At 68.2% G+C, this 19,368-nt stretch carries 15 protein-coding genes; 1 reads left to right on the top strand and 14 read right to left on the bottom strand.

What is annotated here, in order from left to right; genetic code table 11:
- Positions 1–30 precede the first annotated feature (30 nt).
- From OG819_RS46575 to OG819_RS46525, 11 genes are all read right to left on the bottom strand, one after another.
- Complete coding sequence (locus OG819_RS46575; RefSeq protein WP_266637485.1) at positions 31–465, bottom strand: NUDIX domain-containing protein; 435 nt, start codon at positions 463–465, stop codon at positions 31–33.
- A gap of 233 nt (positions 466–698) precedes the next feature.
- A complete protein-coding gene (locus OG819_RS46570) occupies positions 699–2,591 on the bottom strand; it encodes an ATP-binding cassette domain-containing protein (RefSeq protein ID WP_266637483.1) in 1,893 nt (630 codons plus the stop codon).
- 393 nt (positions 2,592–2,984) lie between these two features.
- Complete coding sequence (tgmC, locus tag OG819_RS46565) at positions 2,985–4,103, bottom strand: ATP-grasp peptide maturase system methyltransferase (protein ID WP_266637482.1); 1,119 nt, start codon at positions 4,101–4,103, stop codon at positions 2,985–2,987.
- Entirely contained in the window at positions 4,100–5,047 is a 948-nt protein-coding gene (gene tgmB, locus OG819_RS46560; RefSeq protein ID WP_266637480.1) for an ATP-grasp ribosomal peptide maturase, read from the bottom strand. The genes tgmC and tgmB overlap by 4 nt, the downstream gene beginning before the upstream one ends.
- Positions 5,044–5,337, bottom strand: a complete 294-nt coding sequence (tgmA, locus tag OG819_RS46555) for a putative ATP-grasp-modified RiPP (protein ID WP_266637472.1) — start codon at positions 5,335–5,337, stop codon at positions 5,044–5,046. The genes tgmB and tgmA overlap by 4 nt, the downstream gene beginning before the upstream one ends.
- Before the next feature lie 349 nt (positions 5,338–5,686).
- Positions 5,687–5,902, bottom strand: a complete 216-nt coding sequence (locus OG819_RS46550; RefSeq protein WP_266637470.1) for a hypothetical protein — start codon at positions 5,900–5,902, stop codon at positions 5,687–5,689.
- Complete coding sequence (locus OG819_RS46545; RefSeq protein WP_266655791.1) at positions 5,895–7,262, bottom strand: glutamine synthetase family protein; 1,368 nt, start codon at positions 7,260–7,262, stop codon at positions 5,895–5,897. The genes OG819_RS46550 and OG819_RS46545 overlap by 8 nt, the downstream gene beginning before the upstream one ends.
- Positions 7,262–8,686: an amino acid permease gene (locus OG819_RS46540; RefSeq protein ID WP_266656499.1), complete on the bottom strand. Its 1,425-nt coding sequence runs from the start codon at positions 8,684–8,686 to the stop codon at positions 7,262–7,264. The genes OG819_RS46545 and OG819_RS46540 overlap by 1 nt, the downstream gene beginning before the upstream one ends.
- Before the next feature lie 163 nt (positions 8,687–8,849).
- The gene (locus tag OG819_RS46535; RefSeq protein ID WP_266655789.1) at positions 8,850–9,881 is read right to left on the bottom strand and encodes a hypothetical protein; all 1,032 of its coding nucleotides are present in this window, start codon (positions 9,879–9,881) and stop codon (positions 8,850–8,852) included.
- 338 nt (positions 9,882–10,219) lie between these two features.
- Complete coding sequence (locus tag OG819_RS46530; RefSeq protein WP_266655787.1) at positions 10,220–10,852, bottom strand: DUF6302 family protein; 633 nt, start codon at positions 10,850–10,852, stop codon at positions 10,220–10,222.
- Between the two features lie 295 nt (positions 10,853–11,147).
- On the bottom strand, positions 11,148–11,636 hold the full coding sequence (locus tag OG819_RS46525; protein WP_266655785.1) for an ATP-binding protein: 489 nt from the start codon (positions 11,634–11,636) through the stop codon (positions 11,148–11,150).
- 319 nt (positions 11,637–11,955) lie between these two features.
- Here OG819_RS46525 and OG819_RS46520 point away from each other — a divergent pair, with 319 nt between their 5' ends.
- A complete protein-coding gene (locus OG819_RS46520; RefSeq protein WP_266655783.1) occupies positions 11,956–13,185 on the top strand; it encodes a helix-turn-helix transcriptional regulator in 1,230 nt (409 codons plus the stop codon).
- On the opposite strand, the gene OG819_RS46515 is transcribed toward OG819_RS46520, so the two are convergent.
- From OG819_RS46515 to OG819_RS46505, 3 genes are all read right to left on the bottom strand, one after another.
- Positions 13,166–13,828, bottom strand: a complete 663-nt coding sequence (locus OG819_RS46515; protein ID WP_266655781.1) for an HAD family hydrolase — start codon at positions 13,826–13,828, stop codon at positions 13,166–13,168. The genes OG819_RS46520 and OG819_RS46515 overlap by 20 nt on opposite strands.
- A gap of 112 nt (positions 13,829–13,940) precedes the next feature.
- Positions 13,941–15,848, bottom strand: coding sequence for a DUF2637 domain-containing protein (locus tag OG819_RS46510; protein ID WP_266655779.1), 1,908 nt, complete (start codon positions 15,846–15,848; stop codon positions 13,941–13,943).
- A 112-nt stretch (positions 15,849–15,960) separates the two neighbouring features.
- Positions 15,961–19,365 carry a LysM peptidoglycan-binding domain-containing protein gene (locus OG819_RS46505; protein WP_266655777.1) on the bottom strand — a complete coding sequence of 1,135 codons (3,405 nt, stop codon included), beginning with the start codon at positions 19,363–19,365 and terminating at the stop codon, positions 15,961–15,963.
- Positions 19,366–19,368: the final 3 nt, after the last annotated feature.

Here is a 19,368-nt window from a genome sequence, read left to right as displayed (position 1 = left end):
TCGAACGAAATCCGGTTTGCCACAACGCACTCAGGCGCCCCAATTCTTGGCGTGCTCCCGCAGGTAGCTGGCGAGATCGGGCGGTTGGAGTTCGAGCGCTGTCAGGGTTGACGCGTCCAACTCGACTCGGACTGGCGAGAAGTCGCCGATGTCGGGGTCGTCGAGCTCGGGGCCGCTGCGGCGGTTTTGATCCATGTCCAGCACGTCGGCGCGGAAGAAGTGCTGTACGACGGTGACCTTTTCGCCCGGTTCGGTCATGGTCAGGAATTCGGTGGCAGGGCCGATCGTGGCGCCGATCTCTTCCATGACTTCGCGGCGTAGAGCCGCTTCAAGGTCGGCGTCGTCGGGTTCGACGCCCCCACCGACGGTTGTGTAGTAGGGGGTGCCGCCCGACCATCCTCGGCGCAGGAACACCAGATGGTCGTCGTCGAGCAGAACCGCACGAACATTGTGGCGGACCTTCATATGCCTGACGATAGTGCGCCCGCCCCGGCGACGAGGCCCGAACCGCGCAGACTGGAACGGGGAGAAGGCCGCATGTGCTTCCTGTGTGCTCGATTACGCAGCACTCAACGGGAAGTAGCGGGAGTCAGGCGGGCACGCAGGTCAGCGTCTCACCATGTGAGACCGCATCCGGTTGCGCGGTCTTTCGCTGATGAAGCACGGCGGGGTCGACGCCCCGCCGTGACTCCTCTCGGTCAGCGGTCCTTGGCCAGGGTAAGGAGTTCAGCGAACAAGCCGCTTCCGTATGCAAGTTCGTCGTAGCGGCCTTGCTCGATGATGCGGCCGTCACGCATGACGAGGATCCGGTCTGCGAGACGGGTGTTCTCGAGCTGGTGTGTCACGACGATGGTCATGCGCTCGGCGGCGATGCGCTTGATCTCAAGGAAGATCTGGTGCTCGCCTCGCGGGTCCATCTGCGAGGTCGGTTCGTCCAGGATCAGCAGCGGGGTCTGCCGGTACAGGGCCCTGCCGCACGCGAGCCGCTGCCACTGGCCTCCGGACAGTTCGGCGCCTCCGAAGAGTTCTTTTGCGAGCAGGGTGTCGAGCTGCTTGGGCAGTTTCTCGACCGCCTTCCGCATGCCGACGGCGTCGACGGCTTCCCACACGGGTCCGTCGTCGAGGGTTTTGGGCTGTCCGAGGGTGATGTTCTCGCGGGCCCGCAGGGGCCAGCAGGCGAAGTTCTGCGGGACGAGGGCGGTGCGGGACCACACGGAGTCAGGACGGGTGTCGGCCAGGTCGGTGCTGTCCCACAGGACACGGCCCTTGTCGGCGAGCAGGATGCCGGTGATGAGCTTGGCGAGGGTGGACTTGCCCGAGCCGTTCTCGCCCACGATGGCCAGGATTTCGCCCCGGTGGAGGGTGAGTGAGACTCCGTCGACGGCGGGTTCGTCCGTGCCGGGGTACTGGTAGACGACCTCGTCGAGACGGATCTCCTTTACCCGTTCGGAGATGGTCAGCTCCCCGCGCTTGGGGACTCGTTCGGCGGCCATGTCGAGGAAGGAACGCATGTCGGCGAGGTACAGCGAGGTGTGGAACATCGCGGCGCCGTGGATGACGAACTGCGAGAGCGCGGCCAGGGTGGTCTGGACGGCGACCACCGCGGTGGCCGCGACCGGGAGGGCGACGCGGCCGGTGGTGGCGAGCCAGGCGAGGGTGGCCCAGGTACCGAGCAGGAACACCCCGTCGAGGGCGCTGCTCGCAAGGACGATGCGCAGCATGCGGGGCGCGGCGGTGAGGGTGCGCTCGTCGATGCGATCGGACAGGGCCCGGTACCAGTAGACGAGGTAGCTGGTCATGCCGTTCGCACGGACCTCGTCGCCGTAGCGGGAGTAGGTGGCCCACCAGCGCATCATGGCCCGTACGTTGCGGTCGCCGACGTTGGCGTAGTGGGTCTCGTAGTCGACGCGCGCGGACAGCACGGCCCCCGTGCCGGCAGGGAGGACGGCGAGCAGCAGCAGCGGCAGCATCATCCAGTGCAGCGCTGTGATGACGCCGCCCGCGGCGATCATGCGGACGACGGCGGTCATGAAGCGCTGGGCGTCCTGCACCATCATCCGGGTGCGTGTGACGCCGACCTCGGCGGCTTCCTGCCGGTCGGAGAAGCCGTCCTCACCGTATGCGGAGGCTTCGACGCGGCACACCGCGGACACCAAGGCGACGTCCGCCTCGGTCATCAGCAGTGGGGTGATCCGCCCGTCGGCGTAGGAGGATAAAGCGCTGCTGACTCGGCCGACCGCCGCGGCCGCCGTGACGACGATGAGAGCGGGCAGGGCGGCATGCAGGCGTTCGGAGACCGCGTCGGCTCCGAGGATATGCGTCATGGCCTTCGCGGTGAACGCGAGGACCATTGCGGCCGCGGCTCCCGTGAGGAACTGGCAGGTGAGCAGCAGCATGACGGCGGGCCGGTCCACGGCCCAGGCCATGCGGGCGGTGTGCCCCAACACGGACGGAAGCCGGCCGCACATCTTCGCAAAACTGGCCTCTGCCAGCGGGTTCTTGCCGTGCTTCCCCTCAAAGTTGATGGTGGCCGGAGGTGGAGGGGGTGGCGTGGAATCTTCGGGCGAGGTGTCGGTCACGGTCACCTGCATGCCTCCTCGGGGGTCCGCGCCGCACCTGGTTGGTCCGGCGGTGTCAGGCTCAACGAGACGGGGAGCGAGTCGAACGCGCTCGATTCCGGACGAAGGGCAGCGCCCGGAATCTCAAGGCGTCGAACGCGTGGTCGCAGTGCTGGACGGCCTCCGACGCGACGCGAGTTGGCCGAAACGCCGAGGCTTGCTGCGCAGGTGACGGAAACAGAGGTGGCCCGGCACGCCTTCATGCCTTCATGTGCCGGGCCGCCTCTGCCCCACCACTCTCTTCCTGGTCGTCGACGTGGCCGGAGCAAGGCTCCGGACGAGGGACGTTGGACGATGTTCTGAGCACCGATGCCCGCCCTGGCCCGTCCGCCACGGGGGGCGGCCGAGCGGGGTCGGCCTGGGGGTCTACCAGGTGATGGTTTGGCCCTGCGGGGTGACGCTGACGGTGAACTCCTCCAGTGCTGGAGTGCCGGCCGCGCGCCAGCGGCCGAGCTGTTCCTCGGCAGCATCCCAGAGGGCGTCCGGCCCGTCCTGCCGCACGATCCAACGGCCGTCCTCCTCATAAAGGGCAGCCCACGAGCCGGACTCGACGTCGATGAGAACGTGTTCGGTGCGCCCGTCGCGTTCCATCGTCAGGCGCTGTGCGTGGGGAGCTGCGAGCTGCACGACGAAGCGGGACGTCCAGTCGTTCAGTGCGTCGGTACCGGCGTTGGCCTCGCGCTCCTTGCCCTCGCTGAGGTCGGGGAGCAGGCCCAGCGCGGGTGGCATGTGAGGGCGTGCGAGCATGAAGCTGACCTGACCGCTCAGTAGCGGCCCGGTTGCCGTGCCGTCGTCGTGGACCGTCAGGCGTGCGAGTTCCGACGAGCCGAGCCAGCCACCGATGGTCGTCAGGATCAGGCCACCGGGCCGGGTCTGCTCGATCCAGGCCGCAGGAACGGTACGCACGCCGCAGGTAGCGATCACCCTGTCGTACGGTGCCCCTTCGGCGTAGCCGAGGAGGCCGTCGCCGCTGACCAGCGTGGGGTACATCCCCCGTCGGCCCAGGGCTGTCCGTGCACGCGCGGCCACTTCCTCGTCGTACTCGATGGAGGTGACGTACTCCTCGCCCAGCCGCGCGCAGAGCACCGCGGTGGAGTACCCGGTGCCGGTCCCGATCTCCAGCACCTTCGATTCCGGCTCGACCTGGAGGTCTTCCAGCATGCGCACGACGAGAGACGGCAGCGTGCTGGAGCTGGTCGGGTCCCGCATGATCTGACCGCGGATGTCCGCGGGCATGATCGTGCCGGCGATCTGAGTCACCAGGGACTCGTCCTCGTAGCAGGCTTCGAGCCAACTGGCGTCGCCTTCCAGGACGGGTGCCCATGCCGAGGGCACAGCGCCGTCCACGCGGCGGAAGAACCCGGTCCGCAGGAACTCGTGTCGGGCGACGGTTTCGACGGCACGCTTCCACGGCTGCGTGCGCAGACTGCCGTTCGCCGTCATGGAGTCGATGAGTTGCTGGTGGAGCTGCGCTTGGTCGGTCACGACGTCCTCTCCAAAAGGTCTGCCAGGGCTGCGCACATCGGCAGACCGGTCTCAGACTCCAGCCAGTACCACTGACCGGAGGGGTTGCACTCCAGGAACCACCATTGCCCGTCCTCGCCTACGCAGAAGTCGAAAGCACCGAAAACGAGCCCGAAGTGGTCCAGGTAGCGGTGAAGCGCCTGCTCAATCCCCGGCGGTGGCCCCACGGGCGTGTAGGCCAGGCGGTCGTAGTCGGTGCGCCAGTCCAGGACGTCGGAGTCGATGCGGACACAGAACACCTGGGAACCGATGACGGTCACGCGCACGTCGGCAGTCTTGGGGACGCGTTTCTGGAACAAGTGCGCGGTGCCGGACACGCTCTCGCCGATGTCCTCGGCGGTCACCTCAGCGATTTTGACAACGGACGAGACGCCGTCGATGCGGTACACGGGGTTGTGCAGCGGCTTGTAGACGACCGAGTCGTGGCCCTTGACGAAGGCCCTGGCAGCGTCGGGGCTGGAGGTGATCAGTGTGGGCGGCACCAGGAATCCGGCCTCTACCGCTGCAGCCAGTCCGGACGGCTTGAATTCCGCGTCCCCGATGCGGTGTGGGTGGTTTACGTAGAGGCACCCGGGAAGTGACGCCAACACTCCTCCGAGTCCATACCTGGCCTGGGTGATGGCGAACCGCGCGTCCTGCTCCCTGAGATGAGGGAAGGCGAAGCCGGTCGGGCGGCGGTAGTACAGGGCCCGGATGTTGGCCAGGTCAGCGATACGGGACGGGGTGGTGAGGCGTCCCTGGATGCCTTGCGAGGTGATCTCGGCCTCCACCGACAGTGATGCGGGGAAGTCCCCCGAGTCGAGCCGCACGACCGGGATGCCCCGGTCGTGCAGCTCGCGGATCACCACGTCGGCGGTGGGGTCGTGCAGGCTGGTGACGACCAACACCGGACGTGGGTCATTCACTGGTCGTTGTCGCTCCCCGTGTCGGTGTCCTGGGTGCCGCCGTTGCCGTCGGGGCTGGTGCCTGTGGACGGGTTGGTGCCGGTGCTGGTGCCGTGGCCCGGCATTTCCATGACTTGGCCAGTGGCGTCGTAGAAGACGGCGGTCTGGGTGACCGGGTCCAACTCAGCCCTGGCGTACTCGGGGGCCATCGTGGGATACGGCGCCATACGGCTCGCCCCCCACGGGGACGGAGTGACGGTTCCCTGCGGGACCGCGGAGCCGGCGGGCAGACGGTCGGAGTGGACGAACATGCGTCTCCTCTGTGTCGCAGTGATGAAACCCGCCTGGTCGGCGGGGCAAGGTCATACCAACAGGGCGGCGCTGGGGCCCGCCGGGGGGACGTAGCCCCAGCGCCGTTTCCGCCCGCGCCACCTTTCGTGTCATACGGGCGGAGCTTGTGAACTGCCCGATGGCCACGGCCGGACGGCATCCGGGCCACCGGGCAGGGTCTATGCGGCCTGCTTCCGTGGATGAAGCTGTTGAGTCCCGGCGCGGAGGGCTGCCATGCCGCCCGAGGGGAATCGGTGGTCGCCTGGCCCTCCGCACCGAGGGCCCCGCCCGGTGTCGACAGCCCCTCACACAGCGGGCACCGGGCGGGAGTCATGCGGTGAAGGGAGCGAAGTCGATGTCGTCGTACACAGCGAGTTGCCCCCACGGGTTCACGCCGGAGCTGAAGCGCGCGGCTTGCTGAGTCAATTCGAAGAGCAGGGGCAGCACGATGGTCGTGATGCGGTCCATACGCCCTGAGCGATCGAGATCAGCGGCGACGCGGCCGGGTCGTTGGATCTGCGTGGTGCGGGAGAGGAGGTCAGGCATGGAAGAACCCCCTCGCGCGGTCTACGTCCGTGACCTGGCCGTGGTGCGCGTCGATCTCGGCTCGGGCGGCATGGGCGTAGTGCTGCACCACCGAGGGGCTGAAGGCGTGCGTGGCAAGCGATCCCTCTACGAATGCGGCCACTGCCTCGTCGAGAGTGCGCGGCACCGGCCCCGGGAGCGGATCGGCCTCATAGGCGTCTCCTGTGGAGGGGTCCGGCAGCATGGGGTGCTTTGTGATGCCGTGGAGGATTCCCGCGAAGACCGCGGCGAGTGCGAGGTAGGGGTTGGCGTCGGCGCCGGGAAGCCGGACCTCCAGCCGGGTGTCCTTGTGGCGGCCGGTGACCCTGATGGCGCAGGTGCGGTTGTCGTACCCCCATGTGAAGGTCGTCGGTGCGAAGGAGTGGGGAGCGAATCGCTTATAGGAGTTGGGGTAGGGGGCGTACAGCGGTGCCATCTCGGGCAGCGCGTCGAGGAGTCCGGCAATGGACTGTCCGAGGGCCTCGGGCAGATCCGCGCCGAATGCGGTCTCGAACGCGGGCTTGCTGTCACGCCACAGGGACACGTGGAAGTGCAGGCCGGAGCCGATGCCTGTCTCGGGGGCGGCCATGAACGTCGGCGTCATACGCTGCTGCGCGGCAATGGCCCGCACAGCGTGCTTGTGCACGGCGTACGTGTCGCAGGCCCGCATCGCATCGCCGTACGGCCATGTGACCTCGATCTGTCCCGGTGCCCCTTCCGTCTTGATGGCCTCGACCGGTGCGTCGGCCTGGTGCAGCGCGTCCCGGAGGGCGCCGAAGAACGCGGAGAGGCCGGGAGGATGGTCGAGGGCATAGTCGAGGTTGTGGGGCGACATGGGCGTCAGGCCCCGGTATCCCGCTCGGCGGCTGCGGTCCGCGCTGCCGCGATAGAGCAGGAACTCACTCTCGATGCCGACCCGGACCTCCCACTCGAGGTCTGCCAGGTACTTGATCTGCTGGCGCAGCATCTCCCGCGGCGCCACCGGGATGGGGTAGCCGGCGTGGTCGAGGGCGTCGCCAAAGACGAGAACGGTGCCGGGCAGGTAGCTCAGACGCCGGATGGCACCCAGATCGGGGACGACCCTCAGATCTCCGTACCCCTCGTGCCAGCCGGTGAGCCCGAAGCCGTCCAGCGGGGTCATGTTGACGTCGGACGCCAGGATGTAGGCGCACATCTCCGACCCGCCGGGAAGCTGCGTGAGGAAGTGGAGAGCGTCGAAGCTCTTGCCCTTCAGGCGTCCCATCAGGTCGGGGACGCCGAGCATCACCGTGTTGATCTCGTGAGCCTGGACGAGCTCTCCGAGCCTTTCACGGGTGAGACGGTCGTTGATCTCGCCGGTCATCACAGCACGTCCCCGGCTAGAGCAGCGTTCTGGGCAGCGGAGCCGAGCGGGGGAACCTTGTAGTCGCGCTTGCCCTTGGTGATCCACGTGACCCAGGCCAGAAGCAGGACCACGGCCAGTGCGACGCCTGCGTAGTTGAACGACTCGGCGGTGATCGGGGAGGCCTGCGGCAGGCAGAACACGACCGTCAGGACGATCACGTACACCACGGAGAGGAGCCCGAGGGGGCGGCTCCAGCCTCCGAGGTGCCAGGGGCCGGGCTGGAAGGCACGGCCGGCGCGGAGGCGGAGGTAGACGGGGATCGCGTAGGCGGGGGTGATCCCGATGACGTTGATCGCGGTGACGGCGGCGTACGCGGTCGGCGAGTACAGGCTGGGCAGCGCCAGGACCAGGGCGACGCTCACGGACAGCCACACCGCGGCGATCGGGGTGCGGGTGCGGTGGCTGACGCGCCGCCAGGTCGAGGAGAACGGCAGGGATCCGTCGCGGGAGAACGCATACACCATCCGGCTCGCAGCGGCGGTCTCCGCGTTGCCGCAGAACAGCTGAGCAATGATCACGACGACCAGTAGTCCCTTGGCCATGCCGGTGCCGAGGACGTCGATGAAGATCTGCGCCGGGGGGACACCGGTACTCGAACTGAGGGTGCCGTTGTAGTCCTGGATCGCGAACAGCAGGCCTGCAAGGAGGACGAAGCCGGCCGCCCAGGACCAGGCGATCGAGCGGACGATGCCGCGGGGCGCCGCTATCTGCGCCTGAGTGGTCTCCTCCGACAGGTGGGAGGAGGCGTCATAACCGCAGAACGTATACGCAGCCAGCAGGCAGCCGAGACTGGCGACGTAGAGGGGGCTGGAGAAGCCGGTGCCGTTGGTGTAGTGCCCGAACACGAAGGACACTGACTGGTGCTGGGCCGGGGCCAGGGTGAGCGCCCCGACGATCAGGGCGACGCCGAAGAGCTGCCACCACACGGAGATGCTGTTGAGGACGTTGACCAGGCGGACCCCGGCGGCGTTCAGCGCGCCGTGCAGGACCAGGGTGCCCGCGAAGATCAGGATCGTCGTCTCCGGCGTGGGCGTCAGACCCCACTGGAGACTGGCGAACGCGCCGACGAACAGGGCACAGCCGTAGTCGATACCGGCGATGGCGCCGAGCAGGCCGAGGAGGTTGAGCCAGCCGGTCACCCACGCCCAACGGGGGCCGCCGAGACGGTGGGCCATGTAGTAGAGGCCGCCGGAGGTGGGGTAGGCGGACGTCACCTCGGCCAGGCACATCCCCAGAAGTAAGGTCATGGCGCCGATGCCGACCCAGCCCCAGATCATCACGGCCGGGCCGCCGGTATTCATGCCGTAGCCGAACAGCGTCATGCCGCCGGCCAGGATGCAGATCACACTGAAGCTGATCGCGAAATTGCCGAACCCTCCCATCCGGCGGGACAGTTCGGGCTGGTAGCCATGCGCGCGCAGCGCGGCATCATCGTCAAGGCGTGCATGAGCTCTACTCCGAGACAAGGGAGAAATCCTCTGGTTGTAGGGGGGCGGAGCGGTGTGCCAGGTATGGCCCGCATGAGGGCGGAGGTGCTCGACTTGCTCATCGGCGACCGTTGCGGTCTCTGAGGGCTCTCTTGCGTGCGGAGCGGAAGTCGTCCTGCCACCACGCAGGGTTCTGGGTGACGTGGGCCCACGGCGCGGGGGTGGCGTAAGGGCCGATCGCGGTGAAGACGTCTGCGGCGTTTCCTACGCCGGTGGCGCTGAGGGCGTGTGCGAGATGGTTCAGATCCGCCAGCGAGTAGGTGCGCGGGTCGCGCGCCTGCCGCTTCTGGCCGGCTGATGTCGCTCCCGGCGCAGGTGCGTTGAACCACCACTCAAGGCCCCGCCGGGCGTAGTGGGCCTTCTGGTCGGTAGCCCAGAAGGCAATCACTTTGGTGGTCTGGCTCTGTGCGATGGAGCGCCGGTAGGTCTCGACGAATGCGTACAGGGGCAGCAGCGTCACCGCAGCGCCTTCGGGTGCTGTGCTTGCCACCCACAGAGCGAAGTCCAGGTCACCCGCCCCGCGGGCCTGCAGGACCTGAAGGACCCGGTGGTAGGCCTCCCGGTTGTACGGATCACGGACGTGGACCCAGTTCAGCACTGTCCACGGTCCTGGCGGCAGAAATCCGTCCCTGTGCACAAACCAGTTCAGCCGGCTGTGCGGCCATGACTGATCGACGTCGGTCTGGGCCAAGGCGAGGAAACAAACCCCCGGTACCGGATCCTCCGGCCACGCGCTTGCCGCGGCCCTGCACGCCTGGTCTGCGACATAGGCCGCGCGGCGTAACTTCTCACCGCGCACGCCGTCACGGAAGGCGTAGAGCGCCCGCTGTGTCAGTACTCGGGCCCACATCATCAGCGCGCTCACACTGCCGGGCTCTTCTTCCCGCCATGCTTCGATGGCGTGGCTCTTGGCGGCGCCCACGGCCAGAGCCTGACTGCGCGACGTCCGTAAAGCCCAGTTTCTTCCGGTGCTTCGAAGTAGCTGCTGCGCTGCGCGCCAGCGGTCCATTTGCAGGTCTTCCATGGCGAGACGCAGCTCGTGGTCCCGTCCTGCAGAGTGAACGATCAGGTCCATGACGTCGGCGGCCATCAGCGCACCTCCGAGTGCACAGATGCGGATCCAGCCGCCTGCGGAACCGGGGTAAATAAGCGGGACATGGGGGTTGGTGTCCTCAAAACGGGATGGCGGAGCCATCGGACCGCAGGAGGCTGAAGCCCTAGTTCCGGGGGAGCCAGAGCGGCTTCTGCGGCCCGAGGGCCGATCAGGCGGGTCCGGGAGCGGCCGCCGTGGAGACGCGCCGCTGGGAAGCGGCTGGCCATGGCCAGCGTTCGGCGTGTTTGCAGCCGAGTGGAGGGCGAGGGGGGCCGTTGGTAGAGGGGCATGCCCCTGACGCGGACAACAAGGCCGTGGAGCCTTGAGGCGTGCGGTCAGCGCTGGCCGAGGGGTGCAGACGACTGGGCGTGAGCGGCGGTGTATTCGTTGATCCCGGCTTCGTGGTATCCGAACATGCGGCCTCGCGTGGGCCAGTCATCGACGGGTGTAGAGGCACCCCAGCAGACGGTTCTCGGCTCCCACGGCGAGCCGAGCGGCTTACGCTGGCGGACCTTGGGATACCGCTCCGGATGTGCTTCCAGCTGCAGAATGACGATCAGCGCCTCGCCCCAGTTCCCGACGGTCACTTCCCCCGCTACGCGAACCCCGCCCACGGGCACCGCCAGCCGGCTCACGCCTGCGCCGGAGACCCGGGCTGAGCTGAGATCGAGGACGACGCTCTGCTCAAGCAGGCGGGGGTCGGCCAGACGTTGCGCAAGCGCCGCCCGCTCCCCCTCATCGGCGGATGTCTCCTGCACTGCTGCGTAGGCAGTCCGTCCGCGCGGGCGCCGGGGTACGTCCCAGACATCGAACTGCCGCCGCAGCCATCCGATTCCCACACCGTAGTCACGGCAGAGCGCCGCCATAGACGCGCCCTCGCAGGTGTATCGGCGGACCACGGTCGCCTTCTGGGCGATAACTGCTGCGCGATTTGCTGAGACCTCGCGCTTGGTGCGGTGATTCGTCATCAGTCTGTCTCCCGGGCGGCCTCGAAGAGACCTGACGGCTGCGGGAATGGGGGCGGGGAATGAGGTCTGTCGGGTGCGCACCGCGGTGGACACCCGACAGACCGGGCCCGCGCCGGGGGCACGCGGGGGCTTCGAATTACTGAAGGAGGAAGAAGGGCGGCGGTCCGCTCGATACCGCGGGGGCCCGTGGTTTGCGAGTGCCTGGGCGAGCGGACCAGCTCCGCGAAGTCACCCACGTCCATGGCCGGTGCGGCCGCTGACGTCTGCTGCGGCGGCGTGAACTCCAAAGCGGCCATCAGACGGCAGGTTCCTTTGCTGCGGGCACGGTGAGAGAGCACCAGGTCTTCGTGCAGTCGGGGCTGACACCCCAGGAGCCGCCGTACTCGGAAGCGATGGACTCAACAATCCACAGCCCCCGCCCGCTCTCGGCATCCAGCTCAGGCGCTCTCAGCCGGGGACTCTCTCGCGAGCCGTCGTCGACCGTCAGCCGGACGGTCTCGCTTGAACAGGAGAGGAGCAGAGACACCGGGCCGTCTCCGTGCTCCAGTGCGTTGGTGACCAGCTCGCTCGTCAACAGCTCCATGGGCTCAACGAGTTCAGGTAATCCACACAGACGCAGCCGGGCGGCCACGAGCCGGCGCATCTGCGAAACACGACGGGCATCCTGAGGCGGCATCGGCTGGCACGGGCTCCGTAGCTGCCGCTCGAACCACACGGCCATGGCATCAAGCCGGTCCTCGTGCAGACGGGGTGCGAGGCGAATGGCTGTCGTGGTGAGCGTCATCAGCAGTCACCGCCGCCCGATTCGGAGCAGCCGACTAGCTTCAATCGCCGTCAAAGATGCGCCGTCGATCGAACACCGGGGTAACACGGTCGCCTCCTGGGGGGACAACAGGGTGGTAGGGCATGTGGCACTCTTCGATACGCGCCGTAGCCGTGGATCACGGTGCGTCAAGAGTGGCCCTCCGGATGTCCCATTCCGAGGACTTTCAGAGGTCTTTTCTCGGTCGAGAAAGGGACTTTTAATGAGCCTTGTAGGTGATGACTAGTAAGAAACAGGGCCTGCTGTAACACTGTCGATTGAGGCAAGACGGAGGTGTGTAGTGTCACGGCCCGCAGGCAACATTCAGCTCAAGTCCGCCCGGGTGGCGGCAGGTTACCCGTCCCAGCAGGCGCTCGCCGACGCGCTCGGGGTGGGAGTACGTCAAGTACGTCGTTGGGAGTCAGAGGCACCGCCGTGGCCGCAGCCAGAGGTGGGACAGGCACTCTCGCGCTTGCTCGGCCAGGATCTCGAGGCGCTCGGATTCATCTCACCAACTGGCGTGACGCCTGGGCGAGGGCGCCGGTCTGCACTGGCGACGGCAGCGGCTGCGGTCGGCTTGGCTGCGGTTCCGACACAAGCCGCCGCCGTGCTGCAACCGGCCAGCGTGGTGGCCGATTTCGAGGCGGTGACGCGCGCGCATCGGCGCTTGTACTGGTCGGTTGCCCCCGCCGCACTGCATCCCTCAGCCATGGCCCACGCCGCTCTGGGCTTGGTCCTGCTGTCCGAGACGGCCGGACAGACCAGACGGGGAGTGGCCGCGGCGCTCGCCGAGACGTACCTACTCGCCGGCCGGATTGAGTTCTTCGACCTTCGCGAGCCGGACCACGCAACCCAGACGCTGCTGCGCGCTCTCCAGGCGGCGGGCGAGGCAGATGACCCGCTCCTCGGTGCCGCAGCGCTCGCTCACACGGCATTCATTCCGGCGTGGGCCGGACGTCGCGACGAGGCCGTCGAGCGCATGGTGGCTGCGCGTACGTACGCGCGGCGCGGGTCTGCATCGGCGGGGTTGCTTGCCTGGCTGGACGCGGTCGAGGCGGAGTGCGAGACCCGGTGCGGCAACACGCGCCCCGCGCTGCATTTGATCGGTCATGCTGAGGATGTCTTAGCCGCGGACTCCGAGCACGCTAATCCTCCATGGCTGGACTGGTTCAGTCCTGTACGACTAGCTGCATTTAAGGGCAATACGCAGCTGAAGGCCGGGCATCTGCCGCAAGCACGCGAGACCCTCCTCGCTGTACTCAGCACACTTGATCCGAGCGAGGAGAAGCAGACCACCGTTGTACTCGGCGATTTGGCCGCGGTAGAGGCCGCTGCCGGACAGCCTGAGGAGGCCTGCAGGTACGCGCTACGGGCACTCGATCAGCTGGAACGGACCTGGTATGCGATGGGAATGGACCGGGTGCGGGAGGTGCGGCGCGTGCTGGCGCCGCACCAGAACGAGCGGTGTGTGCGAGAGCTGGACGACCGACTGTATGGCTGGTCGACGACCGTCAGTGCGCTGACTCGTTGAAGTTGATGATCAGCCCGGACAGCTCAAGGAGACTCTCGATCCTGAAAGCCGGGAGTTTTTCGGCTTCCGTGGTCCGCCACTGAATGGTTGCCCATGGGCCGCGGTGCACCAGCGCGGTGTGCATGCCTGCCGTGACCGCCGGCCGCAGGTCGTTGTCCACGCGGTCACCGACGTAAAGGATCTCGTCGTTACGGAAGGGGACAGCCTCGGCAACGCGCTGGAAGAACTCGGGGGCTGGCTTGCTGGCGTCCCAGTCGTCCGAGGTGCCGATCAGGTCGACGTCCTCCGCGAACAGCTCGCGTAGGAGCTTTCCGGCACGGATTGTCTGGTTGCCTGCAATGCCCAGCCACAGGCCGTCCGCCCGTAGTTGCCTGAACGTTGGCCGGACGTCCTCGTACAGGTCCCGCTCATCGAACGCCTCCGGCTGACCGGCGGCCGCCCGAAGCTCGCGCTCCTCAGACAAGTCGAAACCGGGTCGGAACTCCTGGAAGACCTCTCGGTAGTCGCGGCCTTGCGCGATGACCGCGCCGAACATGGCATGAAAGGTATGTCGGGGAACGCCGAGCCAGTCGGCCCAGGTGCCATACTCGCGGGTCTCGTCCACCAAACACTCACCGACATCGAACACCACTGCACGAATCATGGCGGCAGCGTATCCGGGCACAGAGAAACGACTCCCAGCAGCCGATCAGGGATTCTCGGTGATCGCCTTCCCTATGGGGCAGCTGATGAGCAAGGCGCGCGTCGAGTGGGCATCAGCTTTGGGTATCGGCACGGTGTCGGGCGAGAGCTTTCCAGCGGCGTTCAAAGTCGTGGGTCTGCTTCGTAATGTCGGTAGCGGTGATGGGGTTGTTGTACTGGGCGGTGATCCCGCGTGTTGCGCAGTCCTGCGCAACGGCGTCGGCCAGGGGGGCCTCATTGCGTATCCGGTGCTCGGCCCAGACGCCGTAGGCACGGAAGGACAGGAGGTATCTGCGCAGCGTGGACGGGCTGATCGGCTTCCCGCCGCGGCCCTGCACACCCTTCTCGTCGAGGTAGGCAGACAGTTGCTTGTCTGTGGGCTCGGTGCCGCGCTGTTTGTGGTGCTCCACCCACGCGAGGTAGTAGCGGTCGACGGTGGTGAGGTCGCTTTCCTTGTTCGCCTCCGCGGGCGCGGTCTCCTCATCGGTGATAGCAGCGTTTACCCGGGGGCCTTGTTTCCCCTTCGCAGCCTGTGCTCCGACAATGGCGGGTGTCTGCTGGGTGTCAGTCTCGGCCGGGGCGGGTGCTGGAGGTGTCTGTGCGCCGGCTTCATGGTCCGTCTCTTCGCCCTGCGGTTCACCGTCGCCGGACTCGCGCTCCTGGAAGGCCGCGACGAAGCCTTCCAGGTCCTCGCCGGTGAGGGGCTGGCCGTCGGCTGCGGTGATGCCGTCTCGCTGGAATACGTATGCCGCGAGGGCGGCTGCGTCGGGGTACTGGCCGTGCTGGTGCGCGTACGTGAGCCAGGCACTGTAGAAGAACCCGTCCCACGACTCGTCTGCTGCGGCCGGTTCCGTGTCGCCCGGAGGGGGAGGGGTTTCGGCCGGTGAGGTGTAGTGCTGCTGGAAGACCCTGAGCAGGGGCAGCAATTGGTCATCAGTGAGCGGACCACCGGCCGCGGTAGAGATACCGAACTCGTCTCGGAGGAAGGAAGCGAACTGGGCGGCTGTGGGCTCAGTCTGGAACTGAGAGCGCCACAACTGGTAGGCCTCGGCGAAGCGTCCGTCGGCGTGGTCGGTGGACGCCTGCTCACGAGGCTGCCCGCCGCCCACCGGCTGGGCCTGCATGACACGCTGTGCCTCCGTGCTCACCGGCTCCGGCGGCTGTCCCCGGCCGGCTGTTCGGGCCTTGGGTGCCAGGGCGTCCGCCTGCACTGCGGCGGGACCCTGCTCGACGGTGAGCGGGGACAGGAGAGCGGCCTCTATGCCCGCCGCAGCCAGGCCGGAGGGGGCGGTCTCGGCGAGCGGGACGCCGTAGCGGGCCAGGCGCAGCGGCATCAACGATTCCACCGGGGCCTTGCGGCGCCAGGCGCGGCCGAAGCGGGAGCGCAGGCGGGCCTGGTAGACGAGACGTTCCTGCTCCAGCTTGATGACCTGCTCGTAGGAGCGCAGCTCCCACAGCTTCATACGGCGCCACAGGAGGAAGGTGGGGAGCGGGGAGAGCAGCCAGCGGGTGAGGCGGACGCCTTCCATGTGCTTGTCGGCGGTGATGTCCGCGATCCGGCCGATCGCGTGCCGGGCCGCCTCGACGGAGACCACGAAGAGGATCGGTATGACGGCGTGCATGCCGACGCCCAGCGGGTTGGGCCAGGCTGCCGCGCCGTTGAAGGCGATCGTCGCGACCGTCAGCAGCCACGCCGTCTGGCGCAGCAGCGGGAAGGGGATGCGGATCCAGGTCAGCAGGAGGTCCAGGGCGAGCAGGACGCAGATACCCGCGTCGATGCCTATCGGGAAGACGTACGCGAAGTTCCCGAAGCCCTTCTTGAGGGCCAGCTCGCGCACAGCCGCGTAGGAACCCGCGAAGCCGATACCCGCGATGACGAGCGCACCGGCGACGACCACACCGATCAAGATGCGGTGTGCCCGGCCAAGCTTTGCTGCTGGCGTCGTGCTTCCTGCTGTCCCGCGCTGCTGGTCTTTCTCCATCAAAGACCTCGTATCTGAATCGCCGTCATGCATGCGCGCTGAACCGTGCCGTGGGGCGGGGCGAACGCTCGTTCTCGGGACGGTCCGCAGTGACTGATCTGCTGGAGGTGGATCACTGGGCCGGGGCCTGTCTGTCGTTGGTGCTCAGGAGGTCGTTGATGAGTTGCTCGGTCTCGATCTCCAGTGAGCAGTCCAAGGCCCGGTTGACCTGTTGGACTCGGGTGATGGCGGTGTGCAGCCCCTGCCGGTTCCCGGCCGCGCTCTCGATCCGGAGATAGTCCCGATACAACAGCTCCGCGGTGTCGTCGACGTCGAGACCGGTCACGACGGCCTGGCGGGCCGCGGTGAGGTCGTGGTGCGGGCCCGCGGGGGTGCGGTAGGTGGCCACGGTGTGCGCGACATCGATGATCCGCGTGATCATTTCCTGCTGGTAGGGCTCGGCCCAGGGCAGGGGCTTGCCGCCGAACGGCCGGCCCCGGACCAGAGTGAGCGCCTTCTCCAGATCGGTCAGGCCGGCCGGGCCCAGCGGCAGGGCACGTTCGACGAGTTGCCGGAAGCGGGTCCAGTCGCAGCGCACGCCGGGGGAGAGCCGGTAGGGGTCCTCGCCGGACTTGCGGCGGGGAACGTAGGGGTTGCCGGCGGGGTCGCTGCCCAGGGAGCGGCGCAGTCCCTGCAGCCGGGCATTGAGGGTGCTCGCCGACCAGGGGCTGACGGGGTCCATGTCCGAGCACAGAATGTCCGCGCTGCGCCCGGGCCGGAAGTACAGCAGCGCGGCGAGCTGCGCGATCCGCGGGCCGTGGCCGGTGCTGTCCACGCCCGTCACCTCGACCGGGCCCAGGATCCGGATCTCCGGCGCGTGCAGGTCGTGCGCCTCGCACTCCTCAACCTCCTGCGCCGCGCCTTCCTCGCCGGAGTTCTCGCCCCCGTCCGTCTCCGGGGCCGCTGGGGTGGGACCCGTCGTCGCTTCGGTGCCGGGGTCTTCCTGGGCAGGGTCTTCTTCTGCCTCGGCTGGCGCCTCGGAGGTGGGCAGCAGGCACAGTCCGGCCGGATCGGTGGAAGCGGCGAGCAGGGCCGGGAAGATCTCGGTGCTCACGTCCGCTGCCCGCGAGGGGCTCGTAGGAGCGTCCGTCGTGGGCGCGGTCGTTCTCTCCGGCGCGAGACGCTGGGGCTGATGCCTGCTGTCGGGCTCGTCCGGGACCTCCTGCCAGGGCCCCTCGGCCGGATGGGGCGGCTGTCCGGACACTTTCAGCGCGGTGGTGATCTCCAGGTAGGCGGCATGCTCGAGACGCTGAATGGTGATCTCAGTGCCGGCATAGTCGAGCTGCTGCGGCTCGTTGTGTGAAGCGTTGAGGATCTCAGCTTCGGGGAAGTGTGCGGCTGCCGTACTCGCCGGGGCCACCAAGGTGACGGGAACTGTTCCGGCCTTGTCGATGACGTCGGCGAATTCCCAGGCAAGGTCCGCGTCTAGAACGGACGCGCACAGCAGCAGGTAAGGCTGATGCTGGGTTTCTGGCATCTGGTGTGCTTCCAGGAGCCGTTCGCTCAAGTCCCGCAGTGCGTGCGTGGCCTGCCGCATGTGGGCGATCCGTGCGGTGGGCAGCAGTTGCGGCAGGTCCTCGCCGAACCCGATGGTGACGACCTCGACGTCGCTCGCCCACGGGCTCATCCCGAGCTCCAGGGCGAGGGAGGTGCACACCTCGGTGATGTGGACCGGGTTGCCGTCCAGCAGCACGGCGGGCACCTGGGTGAGATTGAGCAGCAGGAGGTCACCGGCCTCGGTACTGCCGATCGTGACCAGCGTCGGATACGGCGCCGGCACCTCGCGGGCAGCTTCCTCGTCCAGGAGGGGCGCGTCGGCGGGCAGGACCCACCAGCCGCTTTGCCCGGACACGAAGGGCGCCTGCGGCTCGTGGGCCAGGTCTTCGGGCAGCACCTCGAGCGTGCGGGCGCCGATCCGCGCGGCCCGCAGCTGAGGCAGCTCGCCGTCGCCGTCCTGGGCTGCCTGGTGAGCCAGGGTCCGCAGGGCTACGTCCAGGCGGGCGGCGCCGCCCGGCTCGGCGGCGGCCGCCAACTGCGCCTCCGCTGGGGAGATCTCGGACGCGATCGCGATCTTCTCGCCCGGCTTGCGGCGACGGCGCTGCAGCAGCCGGCGCAGCGCGAGCGCCCCGGTGACCGCGGCCGCCAGGAGAGCGCCGGCGCCGAGGACGGTACGCAGTTGCAGTGTGCCGCTTGCCGGGGATGCGGCGGGTTCCTGGGTTGCCGTAGCCGTGGGGGAGGGGGCATCGGATGCGGGCGGTTCGGCGGATGCCGTTGCGGAGGTGCTCGCGCTGGGGCGGGGGGCCGCGGATCCGGCCCCCTGCTCCTGGCCGGGCTGGTGGGTGGGACGGCTGGACGGTGTGCTGGGCGAGGACGTCTGTGGTGCGGGCGAGGTGGACTGGCCTGGCGCGGGAGCCTGCGTGTCTGTGTGGTCGTCGCCGGGCTTGTGCCCGCTGCGGGGAGCGCTGGTGCTCGGCCGGGTGTGCGGCCGGCTGCTCGCCGTGTCGCTGCTCTCGCCCTCGGCGGGCTTGTCGTGCCGCTCGGCCTGTGCGCTGGGCACGGTGACCTGCTGCCCCGGGTAGATCACATCCGGGTTGGTGATCTCTGGCAGGCCGTGCGGCTGCGGTTTGCCCCGGCTGGCTTCGAACAGCTTCGGCCACTTGGCACCGTCGCCGAGCTCCTTCTGGGCGATCTCCGACAGATAGTCGCCGGGCTGCACCGTGACGGTCGCCCCGCGCTCACCGTCGGCATCCGGAGCACTCCCATTCAGCTGTGTCCGGGCGCCTCCCGCCTGCGCGCTGGCTGGGCTGACGGCTGGTGTGGCAGGGACGGCATCGGAGGGCAGCGTGATGACCGCGCCCTTCGGCAGGTACTGGTCGCCGGCGGCGAGGCCTGGAATGTCGGGGTTGAGGGCGGCGATGTCCTGCCACCGCTGTCCGCTGCCGAGGTACTTCTCCGCCAGGTCCCATGGCAGCTCCGTGGACGAAGTGACCGTGTGCGTCGGGACATTGGTGTGATCGGGCGACCCGGGCGTGGCGGACGAGGCGCTGGGGCTGCTGTCGCCGGCGGTCTGGGTGGCGGTCACCGCGTGGGCGGGCGCCGAGGTCGCCGCGGAGGCGGCGGTCGGGGCGAGCAGCACGATCCCGCCGACGAGGAACGAGGCCATGGACTGCAGGCCGCCGAGGCCGCGCAGGCGCGGGGCGGAGCGGCGCCGCGTGACGGCGACGATCTCCAGGACGACCGAGAGAGAGAACGCGGCCCAGGCCACCCAGCCGATGCAGGTGATGGCGGTGAAGAAGAGGGTGCCGTCGTCCGGGCGGAGCAGGACGTCGATGCCGCCGGACAGGTCGGTGGGCTGAGTGCCGACGAGCAGCAGAACGTACGGGGTACCGGCGAGCAGGGCGATGAGGAGGGCGAGGCCGAGCAGCGCGCGCACCAGGATGCCAACGGTGCGCAAGGGTGCGGGGGTTCGGTGGGCCATGGT

Source organism: Streptomyces sp. NBC_01549 (assembly GCF_026339955.1).
In the GTDB taxonomy this organism is placed as follows: domain Bacteria; phylum Actinomycetota; class Actinomycetes; order Streptomycetales; family Streptomycetaceae; genus Streptomyces.
The sequence above is the reverse complement of the archived record's forward strand: the minus strand, read 5'-3'. Positions and strand labels throughout refer to the sequence as shown.